The organism is Stenotrophomonas sp. GW821-FHT01H02A (assembly GCF_059422145.1).
Genome location: NZ_JBWKWI010000010.1, coordinates 115,561 through 132,261, shown reverse-complemented (window position 1 = coordinate 132,261; position 16,701 = coordinate 115,561). Strand labels below are relative to the sequence as shown.

Sequence of the window (16,701 nt, the reverse complement as noted above, 5' to 3'; positions counted from 1 at the left end):
GACGCGCGATAGGCGATAATTCGGGGCATGAACGCACCTGTCCCCACTGATTCGCTGGTGATCGCCGGCAAGACCTATGCTTCCCGCCTGCTCACCGGCACCGGCAAGTTCAAGGATCTGGAAGAAACCCGCCTGGCCACCGAGGCCGCGGGCGCCCGGATCGTCACCGTGGCGATCCGCCGCACCAACATCGGGCAGAACCCGGGCGAGCCGAACCTGCTCGACGTGCTGCCGCCGGACCGCTACACCATCCTGCCCAACACCGCGGGCTGCTACACCGCCGAGGACGCCGTGCGCACCTGCCGGCTGGCCCGCGAGCTGCTGGACGGCCACAACCTGACCAAGCTGGAAGTGCTGGGCGACCAGAAGAGCCTGTACCCGGATGTGGTGCAGACCCTCAAGGCGGCCGAGCAGCTGGTCAAGGATGGCTTCGAGGTGATGGCCTATACCTCCGATGATCCGATCCTGGCCAAGCGCCTGGAAGAGATCGGCTGCGCTGCGGTGATGCCGCTGGCCGCACCGATCGGCTCGGGGCTGGGCATCCAGAACAAGTACAACCTGCTGCAGATCATCGAAGATGCCAAGGTACCGATCATCGTCGATGCCGGCGTGGGCACGGCCTCCGATGCGGCGATCGCGATGGAGCTGGGCTGCGATGGCGTGTTGATGAACACCGCCATTGCCGGCGCGCGCAATCCGATCCTGATGGCCAGCGCGATGCGCAAGGCCGTGGAAGCGGGCCGCGAGGCCTTCCTGGCCGGCCGCATTCCGCGCAAGCGTTACGCCAGTGCTTCCTCGCCGATCGACGGGTTGATCGGCTGATGACCAATCCTTTCGACAGCGCTGGCGCCAAGGCGCCGCCCAAGCCCTTCACCATCACCGAAGGCCGCCGCGAGGTCCGCAGTTTCGTGCTGCGCCAGGGCCGCTTCACCCCCGCCCAGCAGCGCGCCTTCGACGACCGCTGGCCGCGCTTCGGGCTGGACTTCACCGGCGAGCCGCGCGATCTGGAGGCCACCTTCGGGCGCGATGCGCACAAGGTGCTGGAGATCGGGTTCGGCAACGGTGCCGCGCTGCGCTTCGCCGCGCAGCAGGACCCGAGCCGCGACTACATCGGCCTGGAAGTCCACGCCCCCGGGGTCGGCCGCCTGCTCAACGCCCTGGCCGACGACAATGCCGATCATGTCCGCCTGTACCACCACGATGCCGTGGAGGTGCTGGAGAAGGAAATCGCCGATGGCGCGCTGGATGAAGTGCGCATCTATTTCCCGGACCCGTGGCACAAGAAGCGCCACAACAAGCGCCGCCTGATCCAGCCCGGCTTTGCCGAGCTGCTGGTGCGCAAGCTGCGCGTCGGTGCCCGCCTGCACTGCGCCACGGACTGGGAAGACTACGCCGAGCAGATGTGGGACGTGCTCGACGCCACCGCCGGGCTGAGCAACCGCGCCGGTCCGCGTGGGCAGGTGGAGCGGCCGGAATGGCGCCCGCAGACCCATTTCGAAACCCGTGGCCAGAAGCTCGGCCATGGGGTGTGGGACCTGCTGTACGACCGCACCTGATCCGACAAGGAACCGCGCCACCCCATGGATACCGCGCTGACGCTGACTACCGACATGAAGCTCGTCCTCGGGCTGGTCGGCTTCACGATGGCGATGTTCCTGTTCGAGCGCATCCGCGCCGACGTGGTGGCGCTGGTGGTGCTGGTGGTGCTCGGCGTCACCGGGCTGATCGCACCGGAAGAGATCTTCGGTGGCTTCTCCGGTAACGCGGTGATGAGCATCATCGCCACCACCATCCTCGGTGCGGGCCTGGACCGCACCGGGGCATTGAACCGGTTGGCGGCGTGGCTGCTGCGGCGCGGGCATGGCGTGGAGACGCGCCTGCTGATGATGACGACGGCGATCGCCGGCTTGAACTCCTCGTTCATGCAGAATCCTTCAGTGATGGCGCTGTACCTGCCGGTCGCCTCGCGCCTGGCCGCGCGCACCGGGCTGACCCTGCAACGGCTGCTGCTGCCGATTGCCGCGGCCATCGTGATGGGGGGCGCGCTGACCATGGTCGGCAACTCGCCGCTGATCCTGCTCAACGATCTGCTGGCTTCGGCCAACAACAACCTCCCCTCCGGCCTGGCCACCATCGAGCCGCTGCGCATGTTCGCGCCGTTGCCGATCGGCGTGGCGCTGCTGATCGCCTCGCTGCTGTACTTCCGCTACTTCGGCGACCGCAAGCTGGTCGAGGAAGAAACGCTGGCCAACGATGGCGTCACCCCGTCGCGGACCGAGAGTTACTTCGCCAAGACCTACGGCATCGAAGGCGATGTGTTCGAGCTGGTGGTCACCGCCGAGAGTCCGCTGGTCGGCATGACCCTGGGCGAGGCGGAGAACGTGCACGATGCGCCGCTGCTGCTGGCGCTCAAGACCGGCAACGACACCCGTCTGGCGCCGCCGGCGGAGATGCGGATCTGGGTGGGCAGCGTGCTCGGCGTGATGGGCGCGCGCCAGCAGGTCAGCGATTTCGCGCAGAACCAGTTCCTGCGGATGTCCTCGCGGCTGAAGCACCTGGGCGATCTGTTCAACCCGAGCCGCGCCGGCATTTCCGAAGCGGTGGTGCCGCCGACCTCCGATGTGATCGGCAAGAGCGCCTCGGACCTGCGCCTGCGCAAGCAGCGCGGCATCAGCCTGCTGGCGATCAACCGCGACAAGCAGGTGATCCGCGAAGACGTGCGCAACGTGGCACTGCGCGCCGGCGACATGCTGGTCTTCCACAGCATCTGGACCGACCTGGCGCAGGCGGCCAAGAGCCGCGATTTCGTGGTGGTGACCGATTATCCCAAGGGTGAGCAGCGGCCGCACAAGTTCAAGATCGCGATGAGCATCTTCGCCATCACCATCCTGATCGCGCTGACCTCCAAGCTGCCGGTGGCGCTGACCCTGATGACCGGCGTGGCCGGCATGCTGCTGACCGGCGTGCTGCGCATGGACGAGGCCTATGCCTCGATCAACTGGAAAACGGTGTTCATGATGGCCGGGCTCATTCCGCTCGGCTGGGCGATGGACAGCAGTGGCGCGGCGGCATGGATCGCCGGCCACACCATCGACCGGCTGCCGACCGGCATCCCGGTGTGGGTGCTGGAGATCGCGCTGGCGTTGTTGACCACGATGTTCTCACTGGTGATCAGCCATGTGGGCGCGACGATCGTGATGGTGCCGATCGCGGTGAACCTGGCGCTGGCGGCAGGCGGCAGCCCGACCGCGTTCGCGCTGATCGTGGCGCTGTCGGCCTCGAACAATCTGATGACCGCGTCCAACCCGGTGATTTCGATGATCACCGGCCCGGCCAATTACACCCCGCGCGAGCTCTGGCGCGTCGGCGCCCCACTGTCGTTGATCTATACGGTGGTGGTGGTGCTGATGATCAACCTGATGTTCTAGGTGGTGCCGGCCAGCGGCCGGCACCACCAGATGGTGGGTGGCCGGCCGTTCGTTGTCATCCCAGCCAGACCTGCCCATCGCGGACCAGCACCGGCACCGTGCGCAGGCGATCACCCCGGCACGGCCCGGCCACGCAGTCGCCGTTGTCCAGCGAGAACGAGGCGCCATGTGCGGCGCAGACCAGGTGACCGTCCTTGCTTTTCAGGAATTGACCCGGCGCCCAGTCCAACCGGCGCCCCGCGTGCGGGCAGATGTTCAGCCACCCACGCACCTGCTCACCGTCGCGGTACAGCACCACCGATTCGCTGTCGCCCTCGATGCTGGCATCGACGTCGGCGAATCCCCCGTCGGCAATGGCATCCAGGGCGATGAGGGCGATGGCGGTGGTCTCGGGCGGGGACATGGCATCCAGCAACAGGCAACGGAAGCACAGTGTCTCACGCGCTCATGTCACTGGCTCCCGGATGAATACAAGTCATTGATTTGCAATGAACGCGCGGTACGTTTAACGACTTTTTCACTCAATGACAAAAGCCAGCGCGGATACTCGTCCACTGCTGACCTCAGCCAAAAGAGTGCCATGTACAGCCGCATCTTCCAGTTCAACCAGTTCCGCACCCTGTTCGCGCCGCGCAAGCCGCGCCACCCGCTGGTGCGCGTCGCGGTCGGCCTGTTGGGCCTGGCGATCCTGGCCGCGCTGGTGTTCGTTGGTGTGTTCGTGGGCGCGGCGATGATCATCGCCGGCCTGGCATGGAAGCTGCTCGCCCAGCGCAAGAATGCGCGCACCGCTCCGTCGCAGGTCGTGGACGGTGAATACCGGGTGGTCCGCAAGCAGGCGTTGCCGATGTCGCGTTGATCGACGCGCTTCCCTCCCGATGACGGCCGCGCCCCTGCGCGGCCGTTTCTGTTTGTGGGCGCGGGAAAACGCTCTAGACTGCGGCGAAACCTCTCCACAGGACGCGCGCATGACCGATGTAATCCCCACGCCCGAACAGCCCCGCATTCCGGTCGCCGGTGGCGGTACCTTCCCGGTGCGCCGCATCTACTGCGTGGGCCGCAACTTCGCCGATCACGCGCGCGAAATGGGCGCGGCCGTACCTGCCGCCGACGATCGTGGCCGCCCGATGTTCTTCAGCAAGCCGGCCGATGCGATCGTGGTCGGGCATGACGATGTGATCCCCTACCCGCTTGCCACCCAGGACCTGCACCACGAGGTGGAGCTGGTGGTGGCGATCGGCAAGGACGCACCCGCCGGTGAACTGCCGGTCGACCAGGCCGAAGCGCTGGTGTTCGGTTACGGCGTCGGCCTGGACCTGACCCGCCGCGATCTGCAGGCGCAGGCCAAGGCCAAGGGCCATCCCTGGGACCCGGCCAAGGGCTTCGATCAGTCCGCCCCGGTCAGCGAACTGGTGCCGGCCGGCGAAGTGGGCGATCTGGCCGCCCTCAACCTGTCGCTGGAGATCAACGGCGAAGTTCGCCAGCAGTCGCTGCTGGACCAGATGATCTGGAACGTGCCGGAGATCCTGCACGAGCTCTCCAAGCTGTGGGCGCTGCGCGCGGGCGATCTGGTGTTCATGGGGACGCCCTCCGGCGTGGCCGCATTGAAGCCGGGCGACCGTTTCAGCGCACGCCTGGAAAACGTGGCCGAGCGCCACGGCATCATCGCCGGATGACGAAAGCTGCGTTACGCTGCGGCGTCATTTGATTTCCCCTACGACAGGAGAGCCCGATGGGTGTACTGACTGAGTTCAAAGAATTCGCCATGCGTGGCAATGTCATCGACCTGGCGGTCGGTGTGGTCATCGGTGCGGCGTTCGGCAAGATCGTCACCGCGCTGGTGGACAAGATCATCATGCCGCCGCTGGGCTGGGTGATCGGCCGCGTGGACTTCTCCGAGCTGGCCTGGACCCTGGCCCCGGCGCGGATCGCCGAAGACGGCAAGGAGATCCCGGCCGTGGTGATCGGCTACGGCGATTTCCTCAACACCGTGGTGCAGTTCATCATCGTGGCGTTCGCCATCTTCATGGTGGTCAAGTTCATCAACCGCCTGGCCCGCAAGAAGCAGGCCGAGCCGGCCGCCCCGGCGGCGCCGAGTGAAGAAGTGCTGCTGCTGCGCGAGATCCGCGACAACCTCAAGCACTGAGGCGGCAACCCGGGCAGTGCCGGCCGCTGGCCGGCAGCACCCATCGAAAGCCCCGCCCTGGCGGGGCTTTCGCTTTTGGAAATCAGCATCCGCCCGGGCATGACCTCCCGCCCATGTACGCGCCGGGCAGGCTGGTAAGCTCGGACGCTTCCGCCCCGTTTCCCGGAGTTCGTCCCATGCGTCGCCGCGTCCTTGCCATCGCATCTTCCCTCGCCCTGCTGGCCGCACCCGCATTCGCGGCGACCGGTATCACCACGCTGCCGCCCAAGTCGCTGGCCACCGCTGCCGAGCTGCGCGAGCAGGCCCTCAAGGACGACACCGGCTGGAAAGTGGTCGAGTCGCTGACCACCGAAATCGGCCCGCGCATCGCCGGCAGTGAAGCCGACGCACGCGCCGTGGCCTGGGCCGTGGCCAAGTTCAAATCGCTGGGGTTCGACAAGGTCTGGACCGAGCCGGTCACCTTCCCCAAGTGGGAGCGCCGCAGTGAGCACGCCGAAGTCATCGGCAAGCACGCGCAGCCGCTGACCATCACCGCCCTCGGCGGCAGCCCGGGTGGCACGGTCGAAGCCGAGGTGGTGCGTTTCGCCGATCTGGCCGCGCTGCAGGCCGCGCCGGAAGGCTCGCTGAAGGGCAAGATCGCCTTCGTCGATTACCAGATGACCGCCTACCGCGACGGCCGCGACTACGGCAACGGTGGTGCAGTGCGCAGCAAGGGCCCGTCCGAGGCGATCCGCAAGGGCGCGATCGGCTTCGTGATGCGTTCGGCCGGGACTGACTCGCACCGTGTGCCGCATACCGGCATCACCCGCTTCGATGAAGGCCTGACCCCGGTCCCGGCGGCGGCGCTGTCGGTGCCCGATGCCAACCAGCTGGCGCGGCTGCTCGCGTTGGGCAGCACCACGCTCAAGCTCAGCCTGGATTGCGGCTGGGATGGCAAGGCCACCTCGTACAACGTGATCGGCGAGATCACCGGGCGCAGCCTGCCCAAGGAAGTGGTGGTGATCGGCGGACATCTCGATTCCTGGGACCTGGGCACCGGCGCGGTGGATGATGGCGCGGGCGTGGGCATCACCATGGCCGCGGGCCATCTGATCGGCCAGCTCAAGCAGGCGCCCAAGCGCACCATCCGGGTGGTCGCCTTCGCCAACGAAGAGCAGGGTCTGTACGGCGGCAAGGCGTATGCCGAAGCCCACGCCAAGGACGTGGTGCTGCACCAGCTCGCGGCCGAAAGCGATTTCGGCGCGGGTCGCATCTATGCCTTCAACACCGGCTCGCCGAACCCGGCCAACTCGCGCGAGGCGACCCGCCAGATCGCCGAGGTGCTCAAGCCGCTCAGCATCGAGTACGCCGCCGACAAGGGCGGCCCGGGCCCGGACGTGGGTCCGCTGGCCGCCAAGGGCGGCGCGTGGGCGTGGCTGGCGCAGGACGGCAGCGATTACTTCCACCTGCACCACACCGCCGACGATACCTTGGACAAGATCGACCCGGCCGCCCTGGCGCAGAACGTAGCGGCCTACACCGTGTTTGCCTACCTGGCCGCCGAGGCCGATGGCAGCTTCGGCAGTGAAGCCAAGCCGACCACACCGCCGAGCGAGTAAGGCCAGCAACGGGCGAGGCCGTTGTGGGCACACCCTCGCCTGCTGCGACATCAGCCAGACAGGCGTTTCGCGGCGGCGATGTTCTTCCACAGCGCTGCGTTGCGGATGCCGATCTGCGCGGGATCGAAGCACGGATCCAGGCCGGCCCGCTGCTGTCCGCACCGCCCCGCCCGCTGTTTCTGCCTGGGCAGGGTCATGCACGTTGTAGACGCCGGTGGCGAGGATCAGGAAGGCGGTCGCACTGCACACCATGCGCGTGTCTACGTAGATGGAGAACGACTGCACCAGTCCCTGTAGACCGGGTGGCTGACCTCCGCCGCAGCAGCAGGGTGCGCCCCTATGCCCATGCCCGCTTCGTTGGACAGCACACCGCGTCGAACGCCCCACATGATCGCAGCACCGATCATGTCGCCGAACGCAACGTCCGTTCCGAACGCACTGCGCACGATCAGCATGAACATCTCCGGCACGGCCTGCAGATTGATGACTACCGCGATGGCGGCCACCAGCAGGTACCCGACGGCCATGAACGGAACGACCACCTGGGTCACCTGCGCGATGCCACGCACACCGCCAAAAATCACGAGCGACAGCACCACAACCACCCCAGCCGCCGAGGCTCACGCAGGCACCTGCCACGCATGTGAGAGCGAGGCAGCGATGGCATTGGACTGGGTCCCGGTCAGGAACAGACCGGCACCGATCACCGTACTCAACGCGAACAGGCACGCATACCAACTAGGCGATGGCCATCGCGCCCCCTGCGATGTTGCCCACGCCGGCCCGACTGACAGGGAAATGCTCAAGGCCTGAAACGAGGATACGCCGGCGGCCGAAGCGAGCGACTAAAACATCAACCTCACCATGTCCGGCAGCCTGCGCAACTGGACGAAGCGGGTACGCACACTGAAATAAAGGCCTGCCAGCAAACACAGTCCAACCAGCGCGGGGCTCCAGATCACACCGAAAATCCAGCCAATAACGGCTTCCACACTCATGAGGTACTCCTTGTCGGTTCGGCGGGATGCCGGGCGGCATCCACAGGCGGCGGTGATCGGTTCAGAAGTACATGCCCAAGGCCACCTGCGGGCTGATGAAGTGGCCGCTGTTGCGCCCGGCGACACTGAATTCCACGCCGGCGATCAGGCCAATCTTCGGCGTGAAGTGGTATTCGATTGCAGGCGCCAAGGTCACGCTCGTGCTGGCGGGGCGCACCTCATCGATGTGGTGCGCGATTCCCTGAGTGCCCGGTGCATAGCCGATGAGGCGACGACGGGTTTCTCGGCTGGCGGCCACCTCCATCACCGCGACCCACCGCGGGTTGATGCTGTACTCCGCTCCCAGCGAACCGGACAGCGCGGAGCCGCGCGCGACGCTGCCGCGGAAGCCCGCCGGAGTGTCGTACACGCTGTGGCCGTGCACCGCCACGCGCGCCGGTGCCGGGCTGGCGCTCAGCTGCCCGCGCCAACGCAGTGGCCGGCCATTCGGCATCCACACTACCTGCTGGATGCCCAGCGCCAGGCTGGTGCGCTGTACGCCATCGCCCTGCGCATTGAGCGAATTGCCGCCGATCCGGTCGTGGCTGCCGGTGGCATAGCGCTGGCTCAACGCCAATGAGATGGCAGGCCGGGTGCCGTCGGCACTTGGTGCCTGCAGCAGATACTGCAGCCTCGCAGTGGTATCGCCAGCGCGGAACCCGCTGCTGCGCGCGCCTCCCGATTCGGCCCGGACAGCGCTCAGGTTGGCCTGGACGGTAACCCGCTCGCCGAGTCCATAGACGATCGGGAGCACCGTGAGCCAGGCGCTGCTGTCCTGCGCGCTGCGATGGCGGTTGCCGGCGCCGTCATAGCTGGAGCGGCTGTCGACGCGGATCAGGTAAGGCTCGACATACAGATGCCCCTGCGCGATGCCCGCAGGATTGGGAGTGATGAGCGGACCGGTGAAATTGGCATCGTCAAGACTGCGTGCCTGGGCCGCACCGGGTACACAGACGGCAGCACCAACAACGACAGCGATGACGAGGGGAATCAGACGGATCGAACGCGACAGCGGCAAGGTCATGTAAATCTCCGAAAGAACGCGCACGGCGCAGAGGTGCACCAACGCGCCAACCTGCACAGACCGACGGAACACGTAAATGCGCAAAAATCTGAAATGTCGTGTTCTGTGATTAATCGCACAAGTCGCCCCCCCCATGTCGCTCGAATGCTGTTGAAAACGATAATTTCAGGCAGCTCGCGATGGCTTGTTCGATCACCCCGCTTGATCGAATGGCGGCTGTTGCGCCGGCGAGCGGTAACCCCCCGCGCGCAGCGCTGAATCCCTCCGCGACGGACAAAAAAAGCCCGGTCGCAGTGCGATCGGGCTACCGGGATAACGTCACACCCCACGCGGTGAGAGCCGCTAGACCTTCGCGGTCCGGACAAGCGGATCGCCGCGCTGCGAGGGTGTCTCTCCTCATCCACGCAGCACAGCGTCTACTCCGCACTGTGCGCAGATTTCACTGCATGCACTATGCGATTAATCCGAAAGCGTTGTCGTCACGACCATTTTGGTGAAACCGATCACACCGTGGGTGGCGCGAATGACGCCGCGCTCCCCCGAAAACGCACACAGTGGTCAAACGCGACTGCGTCCGTACCACTGCGCCAACAGGACAGCCGTCGCCGAAGCGACGTTGAGGCTTTCCACGACGCCAGTACCCGGAATCGAGACCTGATGGTCACAGCCCTGGGCCAGCGCGCGGTCCATGCCTTCGCCTTCGGCACCCATCACGTACACCAGCCGCGAAGGCAGCTCAGCGGCGAACAGATCATCGCCGCCCTCCACCAGCGTTGCGGCCAGGCTCAAGCCGGCACCACGCAGCTGCGCCATCGCCTCGGGCAGCGCCGGCAGGCGCACCAGCGGCACCGCCTCGGCGCCACCTTCGGCCACGCGCGCGGCCGCACCGGACAACGCCAGGGTGGAATCCGGTGGCAGCAGCAGCCCGGCCACACCGAAGTGCGCCGCCGAGCGCAGGATCGCGCCGAAGTTGTGGGGGTTGCCCACGCCATCCAGCCACAGCGCCAGCACCGGCTTCCCGGCCGGCAGCGTGGCCAGCCATTCGTCCAGCGCCAGCATCGGCGCGCGCAGCACGTCGGCCACCAGCCCTTCGTGATGGGTGGTGGCGGCGAGCTTGTTCAGATCGCCCTCTTCCACCACGCGGTAACCGACGCGGTTGGCCACGCACCACTTCAGCACCGGCTGCATGCGCGGAATCAGCGCCTCGGTCAGGTACAACTTGCGCAGCGCCTGCGGGCGATGCTCGAACAGTGCCTGCACGGCATTCCAGCCGTACAGGCGCAGCTCGTCGTTGCCACGGCCGGGCGGCGGCGGGGTGCCACCTTCGCGGGGCGGCAGCGGCGTGGCGCGCGGCGGCCGCGAGGACGGACGGCGCGCATTCTTCCAGGGATCATTCACTACGGGACAGCTCCAGCTTGCGGGTACGCCAGAAATCGGCGTTCTTGATGCCCAGGGCATCGGGGTCGAAGGTCGGATCCAGGCCGAGCTTCTTCTGGCGTTCGTAGTCGCGCAGGGCCAGCATCGCCGGCTTTTGCACGATCAGGATCGCGATGATGTTCAACCACGCCATCAGGCCCACGCCGATGTCACCCAGCGCCCACGCCATGCCGGCATTGTGGAACGCACCGAAGATCACCATGCCGATGATGCCCAGGCGCAGCAGCAGCACGGTCAGCGGACGCTTGGCGTTGTTGTTGACGTAGGTCAGGTTGGTCTCGGCCATGTAGTAATAGGCCATGATCGTGGTGAAGGCGAAGAAGAAGATCGCGATCGCCACGAAGCCTGCGCCCCAGCCCGGCAGCACGGTTTCCACCGCGGCCTGCGCATACCCCGCGCCTTCGGCCACACCGGCCAGGCCGGCGAACACGGGCGCGCCACCCGGCACCGGCGAATACACGTTGTAGGTGCCCGCCGCCAGGATCAGGAACGCGGTGGCCGTGCACACCATCATGGTGTCGAAGTAGATCGCGAAGGCCTGCACATAGCCCTGCTTGGCCGGGTGCGAGACCTCCGAGGCGGCGGCCGCGTGCGGGCCAGTGCCCTGGCCGGCCTCGTTGGCGTAGATGCCGCGCTTGACGCCCCATTCCACCGCCAGGCCCATCATCGCGCCGAACGCCGCATGCGCGCCGAAGGCACTGCTGAACACCGTGCGGAACATGTCCGGCACGCGGTCATAGTTGAGGATCATGATGACGATGGCCATCAGGATGAAGGCGGCGGCCATGAACGGCACCACCACCTCGGCGAAGTTGGCGATACGCTTGACGCCACCGAAAATGACCACGGCCAGTAGCAGCGCGACCACGGTCCCGATGCCCAGCTTGAGCGCCTGCACCGACTCCATGCCCATGAACTGGCCGTCCAGCGGCCCGCACAGCGCACCGCCGCGGCAGGCATTGATGATGCAGTCGGCGATGGCATTGGCCTGCACGCCCGGCATCAGGAAGCCGGCGGCGATGATGGTCGCAACGGCGAAGGCCAACGCGTACCACTTCAGGCCCATGGCCTTTTCGATGTAGTACGCCGGGCCGCCACGGTAACGGCCTTCGGCATCCTTGGTCTTGTAGATCTGGGCCAGGGTGCATTCCACGTATGACGTCGAGGCGCCGAGGAAGCCCATCACCCACATCCAGAAGATCGCACCGGGGCCGCCGAAGGCGATCGCGGTGGCCACGCCGGCGATGTTGCCGATGCCCATGCGACCGGCCATGGACATGGCCAGTGCCTGGAACGAAGACACGCCCGCCTCGGATTTCTCACCCTGCGCGGTGAGCCGGCACATCTCCACGAAGCCACGGATCTGCATGAAGCGGGTGCGGGCGCTGAAGTACAGGCCTGCGGCAAGGCACAGGAAGATCAGAGCTTTGCTCCAGATGATCCCGTTGATGAAACTGACAACTTCTTCCACGCGCTCTCTCCAGTCGGCGGAAACAAAAGGAACGTCCCCGTCGGCTGGGACCCGGTCGATTCTCCACGATCCGCGCCGGGCTGCGTAGTGGCAATTTCGATGAATGGGCGGCAGTGCCGCCCATTCCGGTCAGGCGTGCCCGCCCACGGAGGGCGTTTCCGCTTCCTGGCGGGCCAGTTCGCGCGCCACGGCCTCCGGCGAACGCGTGTACGGGGCCAGCAGCAAGTAGAACGCCGGCACCACGAACAGTGACAGGAAGGTGGACACGGTCACGCCGAAGATCACCACCACGCCGATCGTGCCGCGGCTGGCCGAGCCCGGCCCACCGGCCACCACCAGCGGGATCGCACCGACCACGGTGGCGATGGAGGTCATCAGGATCGGGCGCAGGCGCACCATCGCCGATTCGACGATGGCCTGCTGCACGTTGCGGCCTTCATCGCGCAGCTGATTGGCGAACTCCACGATCAGGATGCCGTTCTTGGCCGCCAGGCCGACCAGCATGACGATGCCGATCTGGCTGAACATGTTGATCGTGCCGCCGCTGACATACAGCCCCAGCAGCGCGCCGAGCACGCCCAGCGGCACGGTCAGCATGATCACCAATGGATGGATGAAGCTCTCGAACTGCGCGGCCAGCACCAGGAACACCACCAGCAGGGCCATCGCGAAGGTCAGCAGCACGGCACTGCCGGCGTTCTGGTACTCGCGCGATTCGCCCTTCCAGCTGATCTGCGCATGCTGCGGCAGCTCTTCGCTGGCCACCTGCTGGGCCCAGGCGATGGCTTCACCCAGCGGATAGCCCGGGGCCAGGCCGGCGTTGATCGTGATCGAGCGCAGCCGGTTGAAGCGGTTGAGGCTGCCGGCCTCGGCCACTTCGCTGAGCGTGACCAGGTTGGACAGCGGCACCAGTTCGCCACCACTGGCGCGCACGCGGATCGCAGCCAGATCCGACGGCGAGGCGCGGCCTTCGCGGCCGGCCTGGACAAGCACGTCGTACTCCTCGCCGTTGTCGACGAAGGTGGTGACGCGGCGCGAGCCCATCATGGTTTCCAGCGCGCTGCCGATCGCGGTGACCGACACGCCCAGGTCGGCCGCACGCTGGCGGTCGATGTTCACGCGCATCTGCGGGCGGGTCTCCTTGTAATCCGAGTCCGCACCGACCAGGCCGGGGTTGTCGGCCATGCGCAGCAGCAGGCGATCACGCCATTGCGCGATCTCCGCGTATTCCGGGCCGCCGAGCACGATCTGGAACGGCTGGCCCTGGCTGCGGACCAGGCCGCCGCCGACCTGGGTGCGCACGCGCACGCCGCGCAGATCGTTGAGGTGGGTCTGCAGGTCGGCCGCCACATCCGGCGTGGACACATCGCGCTGCCGCCACGGCTGCAGGAACACGCTGATCCGGCCCGTATGCATTTCTTCGCTGGAGCCCCAGCCACCGGGCACGCGCGGGTTGGCGCGCACGATCGGCTCATCCTCGCCGACGAAGCCGGACACGATCTTCTCGACCTGCTGGACCTGGCCGACGGTGTAGTCGAAGCCGGCGCCTTCCGGGCCGTCGATCATGATCTGGAACGAGCCGCGGTCTTCGGCCGGGGCCAGCTCGGACGGCAGTACCTTGAGCAGCAGCGCACTGGCCAGCAGCGACAGAATCATCACCACGATGTAGATCCAGGTGCGGGTCACGTGCGCTTCCAGGAATCGCCCATAGGCGGCCGACAGCCGATCCAGATTGCGGTTGATGACGCCGTGCAGGCCCTTGGGTGCCTGGCCGGTATGCGGCTTGAGCAGCTTGGAGGCCATCATCGGCGTCAGCGTCAGCGACACGAACGCCGACAGCGCCACCGCTGCGGCCAGGGCCACGGCCAGCTCGCGGAACAGGCGTCCGGTATTGCCTTCCAGGAAGCCGACCGGCAGGAACACCGCGACCAGCACCGCCGTGGTGGCGATCACCGCGAATGCGACCTGGGTGGTGCCACGCTTGGAGGCCACCAGCGGGGGTTCACCCAGATCGATGCGGCGTTGCACGTTCTCGACCACCACGATGGCGTCATCCACCACCAGGCCGATACACAGCACCAGCGCGAGCAGGGTCAGCAGGTTGATCGAGAAGCCGAACGCATACAACGCGATGAAGGCGGCGATCAGGCAGACCGGCACCGTCACCGCCGGAATCAACGCCGCGCGGAAACTGCCCAGGAACAGCCAGATCACCGCCAGCACCAGCAGCATCGCCTCGACCAGCGTGGCGTACACGCGATCGACGGCGGCTTCAATGAACGTGGTGTTGTCGAAAGCGACGAAGATACGCGTGCCCTCCGGCAGCGTACTGCTGATCCGCTCGGCTTCGGCGCGCGCTTCGCGGGCGACATCGAGCGCGTTGGCGGTGGAGGTCTTGACGATGCCCAGGCCGATGTTCGGCTCGCCGTTGCTGCGGTAGTAGGCACGGCGTTCGGACGAGGCCAGTTCGATCTTCGCCACATCACCCATACGCACCACGTAGCCGTCGGCGCCCTTGCCCAGCGGGATGCCGGCGAAGTCCTCGGGTTTGACGTAGTTGCGCTCCACGCGCAGGGTGAAATCGCGGTCGGTGGATTCAATGCGGCCGGCGGGCAGTTCGACGTTCTCGTTGCGCAGCGCGGTTTCCACGTCGCCTACGGTCAACCCGCGTGCGGCGAGCTGGTCGCGGTCCAGCCAGATCCGCATCGCATAGCGCTGGCGGCCACCGATGCGCACCTGGGCCACGCCATCCAGGCTGGAGAAGCGGTCGACGATGTAGCGGTCGGCGTAGTCGCTCAGCTCCAGCGTGTCCATCGAGGTCGAGCTCATGTTGAGCCAGATGATGGGATCGGCGTCGCTCTCGACCTTGGCGATTTCCGGCGGCCGCGCCTCTTCGGGCATGCGGTCGGCCACGCGGCTGACCGCATCGCGCACGTCGTTGGCGGCCGCTTCGATATCGCGGTTGGAGGTGAACTCGATGCTGACCTGCGAGCGCCCGTTGGAGCTGCGCGCGTTGATGGTGTCGATGCCTTCGATGCCGGCCAGCGCATCTTCCAGCACTTGGGTGATGCGGCTTTCGATGACCGCCGCCGACGCGCCGGTGTAATCGACCGAGACCGACACGATCGGCGGATCGATCGCCGGCAGTTCGCGCAGGGTCAAACGGGTGAACGACATGAAGCCCAGCACCACCAGCAGCAGGCTCATCACGACCGCGAAGACCGGCCGCTGGATGGAAACGTCGGAAAGCTTCATCCGGCGGCGTCCGGTTCGGCCGTGGCAGTGGCGCCCGGGGTGACCGGTGCCGCCTCGTCGGCCTGGATCTTCAGGCCCGGACGCAGTTTGCCGGTCCCGTCCACCACGATGCGGTCACCGGCGGTAAGGCCATCGCGGATTTCGACCACGCCGCTGCGGCGCGCGCCGGCGGTGATGTCCACACGCTCCACCACCTGGTCCGGCTTGACCCGGAACACATAGGAATCGCGTCCGACCTGCACCACGGCGATTTCAGGAATCACCAGCGCCTGGCGCTCGGGGCGGAACATGCGCACATCCAGCAGCATGCCCGGGCGCAACGCATGGTCGGCATTGATGAAATCGGCGCGCACCGTGACCGCACGCGTGCCCGGATCGACGCGAGTATCGATGGTGGCGACCTGGCCTTCGAAGTTGCGGCCCGGGTAGGCCACGCTGGTCGCGTTGACCTTGTCGCCGGTGCTCAGCGAGGCCAGTTCGGCTTCGGGCACCTGGAAGTCCACGTGCATGCGCTCGATGTCATCCAGCGTGGTGATCGCAGTGCTGGGCGTGACCAGCGAGCCGGCGCTGACCTGGCGGATGCCGAGCACGCCGGCGAACGGCGCACGCACGCGGCGATCGCCGATGTCCGACTGCATTTCACGCACGCGTGCATCGGCGGCATCGCGGATGGCGCGCTGGGTATCCAGCGTGGAGCTGGCCACCAGTTGCTGCGCCGCGAGTTCGCGCTGGCGCTTGTACAGCTGGTCCGCTTCCAGGAAGGTGGCCTGGGCCTGCAGCAGCGCGGCCTCCTGGGCCTGCCCACGCAGGGTCACCAGCGGCGTGCCGGCACTGACCTGCTGGCCGCTTTCGAAGTGCACCGTCTCGATGATTTCGCTGACCTTGGCGGTGACCGTCACCGATTCGCGTGCCTTGGCCGTACCCAGTGCCTGCAGAGTGTCGCTCCATGCCGAGGTCCGCACCACCTGGGTGGTGACCGGTACAGCGTCTGCCTGCCGGCGAGCGGCCTCGTCTTTGCTGCCACACCCAGCCAATGCGACCAAGGTGATGCCAGCGGCGAAGCGCGCTGCGATGCGTCCCAACATGTAATCCATTCCCGGTTGTTTCTCGACCGCCGAGTGTATAGAGGGGTCGGGCCGGGGCATATGTGCCAAGCGTTTACCGGGCTGTTCACAGCGGACGGTGACGGGCGAAGGCCTTTCCGTGCTGGGGCCCGCGCAGGATGTATCGCCGTGTATCGACGCATGTCGAAATGCGCGGCCCACGCCGGGCTGTCGTGCCCGGCAACGGCCGGCGCCGGGCGGGAGG

Annotated in this window: 15 protein-coding genes and 1 pseudogene; 7 read left to right on the top strand and 9 right to left on the bottom strand. The window is 66.7% G+C overall.

Annotation, left to right across the window (positions count from 1 at the left end; all coding sequences use genetic code 11):
• The first annotated feature begins 27 nt into the window (after positions 1–27).
• The 3 genes from AC07WC_RS15455 to AC07WC_RS15445 are packed head-to-tail and all read left to right on the top strand — an operon-like array spanning position 28 to position 3,428.
• On the top strand, positions 28–822 hold the full coding sequence (locus tag AC07WC_RS15455; protein WP_495210779.1) for a thiazole synthase: 795 nt from the start codon (positions 28–30) through the stop codon (positions 820–822).
• Positions 822–1,556, top strand: coding sequence for a tRNA (guanosine(46)-N7)-methyltransferase TrmB (trmB, locus tag AC07WC_RS15450; protein ID WP_495210778.1), 735 nt, complete (start codon positions 822–824; stop codon positions 1,554–1,556). The genes AC07WC_RS15455 and trmB overlap by 1 nt, the downstream gene beginning before the upstream one ends.
• 24 nt (positions 1,557–1,580) lie before the next feature.
• Positions 1,581–3,428, top strand: coding sequence for an SLC13 family permease (locus AC07WC_RS15445; RefSeq protein WP_019183925.1), 1,848 nt, complete (start codon positions 1,581–1,583; stop codon positions 3,426–3,428).
• Between the two features lie 55 nt (positions 3,429–3,483).
• Here AC07WC_RS15445 and AC07WC_RS15440 read toward each other — a convergent pair whose 3' ends face one another.
• Entirely contained in the window at positions 3,484–3,831 is a 348-nt protein-coding gene (locus AC07WC_RS15440) for a Rieske (2Fe-2S) protein (protein ID WP_495210777.1), read from the bottom strand.
• Between the two features lie 177 nt (positions 3,832–4,008).
• Between AC07WC_RS15440 and AC07WC_RS15435 the strand changes: the two genes are divergently transcribed.
• The 4 genes from AC07WC_RS15435 (at position 4,009) to AC07WC_RS15420 (ending at position 7,169) form a co-directional block, all read left to right on the top strand.
• Positions 4,009–4,284, top strand: a complete 276-nt coding sequence (locus tag AC07WC_RS15435) for a hypothetical protein (RefSeq protein ID WP_019183923.1) — start codon at positions 4,009–4,011, stop codon at positions 4,282–4,284.
• Between the two features lie 109 nt (positions 4,285–4,393).
• Positions 4,394–5,101, top strand: coding sequence for a fumarylacetoacetate hydrolase family protein (locus AC07WC_RS15430; RefSeq protein WP_019183922.1), 708 nt, complete (start codon positions 4,394–4,396; stop codon positions 5,099–5,101).
• Positions 5,102–5,157: 56 nt separating this feature from the next.
• On the top strand, positions 5,158–5,571 hold the full coding sequence (mscL, locus tag AC07WC_RS15425) for a large-conductance mechanosensitive channel protein MscL (RefSeq protein ID WP_495210776.1): 414 nt from the start codon (positions 5,158–5,160) through the stop codon (positions 5,569–5,571).
• A 176-nt stretch (positions 5,572–5,747) separates the two neighbouring features.
• Positions 5,748–7,169, top strand: coding sequence for a M28 family peptidase (locus tag AC07WC_RS15420; RefSeq protein WP_495210775.1), 1,422 nt, complete (start codon positions 5,748–5,750; stop codon positions 7,167–7,169).
• A 50-nt stretch (positions 7,170–7,219) separates the two neighbouring features.
• On the opposite strand, the gene AC07WC_RS15415 is transcribed toward AC07WC_RS15420, so the two are convergent.
• From AC07WC_RS15415 to AC07WC_RS15380, 8 genes and pseudogenes are all read right to left on the bottom strand, one after another.
• Positions 7,220–7,366 (bottom strand): hypothetical protein, encoded by a 147-nt coding sequence (locus AC07WC_RS15415; protein ID WP_495210774.1) that lies wholly within the window; start codon positions 7,364–7,366, stop codon positions 7,220–7,222.
• 7 nt (positions 7,367–7,373) lie between these two features.
• Positions 7,374–7,738: pseudogene (locus AC07WC_RS15410) on the bottom strand (alanine:cation symporter family protein); the annotation flags it as partial.
• A gap of 276 nt (positions 7,739–8,014) precedes the next feature.
• Positions 8,015–8,167, bottom strand: a complete 153-nt coding sequence (locus AC07WC_RS15405; protein ID WP_495210773.1) for an alanine:cation symporter family protein — start codon at positions 8,165–8,167, stop codon at positions 8,015–8,017.
• A 61-nt stretch (positions 8,168–8,228) separates the two neighbouring features.
• A complete protein-coding gene (locus AC07WC_RS15400; RefSeq protein WP_495210772.1) occupies positions 8,229–9,230 on the bottom strand; it encodes a hypothetical protein in 1,002 nt (333 codons plus the stop codon).
• Positions 9,231–9,788: 558 nt separating this feature from the next.
• Positions 9,789–10,628, bottom strand: coding sequence for a TrmH family RNA methyltransferase (locus AC07WC_RS15395; protein ID WP_495210771.1), 840 nt, complete (start codon positions 10,626–10,628; stop codon positions 9,789–9,791).
• Entirely contained in the window at positions 10,621–12,138 is a 1,518-nt protein-coding gene (locus AC07WC_RS15390) for an alanine/glycine:cation symporter family protein (RefSeq protein ID WP_495210770.1), read from the bottom strand. Before AC07WC_RS15390 ends, AC07WC_RS15395 begins: the two co-directional genes overlap by 8 nt.
• Positions 12,139–12,267: 129 nt before the next feature.
• Positions 12,268–15,393, bottom strand: coding sequence for an efflux RND transporter permease subunit (locus tag AC07WC_RS15385; RefSeq protein ID WP_495210769.1), 3,126 nt, complete (start codon positions 15,391–15,393; stop codon positions 12,268–12,270).
• Positions 15,390–16,478 (bottom strand): efflux RND transporter periplasmic adaptor subunit, encoded by a 1,089-nt coding sequence (locus AC07WC_RS15380; RefSeq protein WP_495210768.1) that lies wholly within the window; start codon positions 16,476–16,478, stop codon positions 15,390–15,392. The genes AC07WC_RS15385 and AC07WC_RS15380 overlap by 4 nt, the downstream gene beginning before the upstream one ends.
• Between the last annotated feature and the right edge of the window lie 223 nt (positions 16,479–16,701).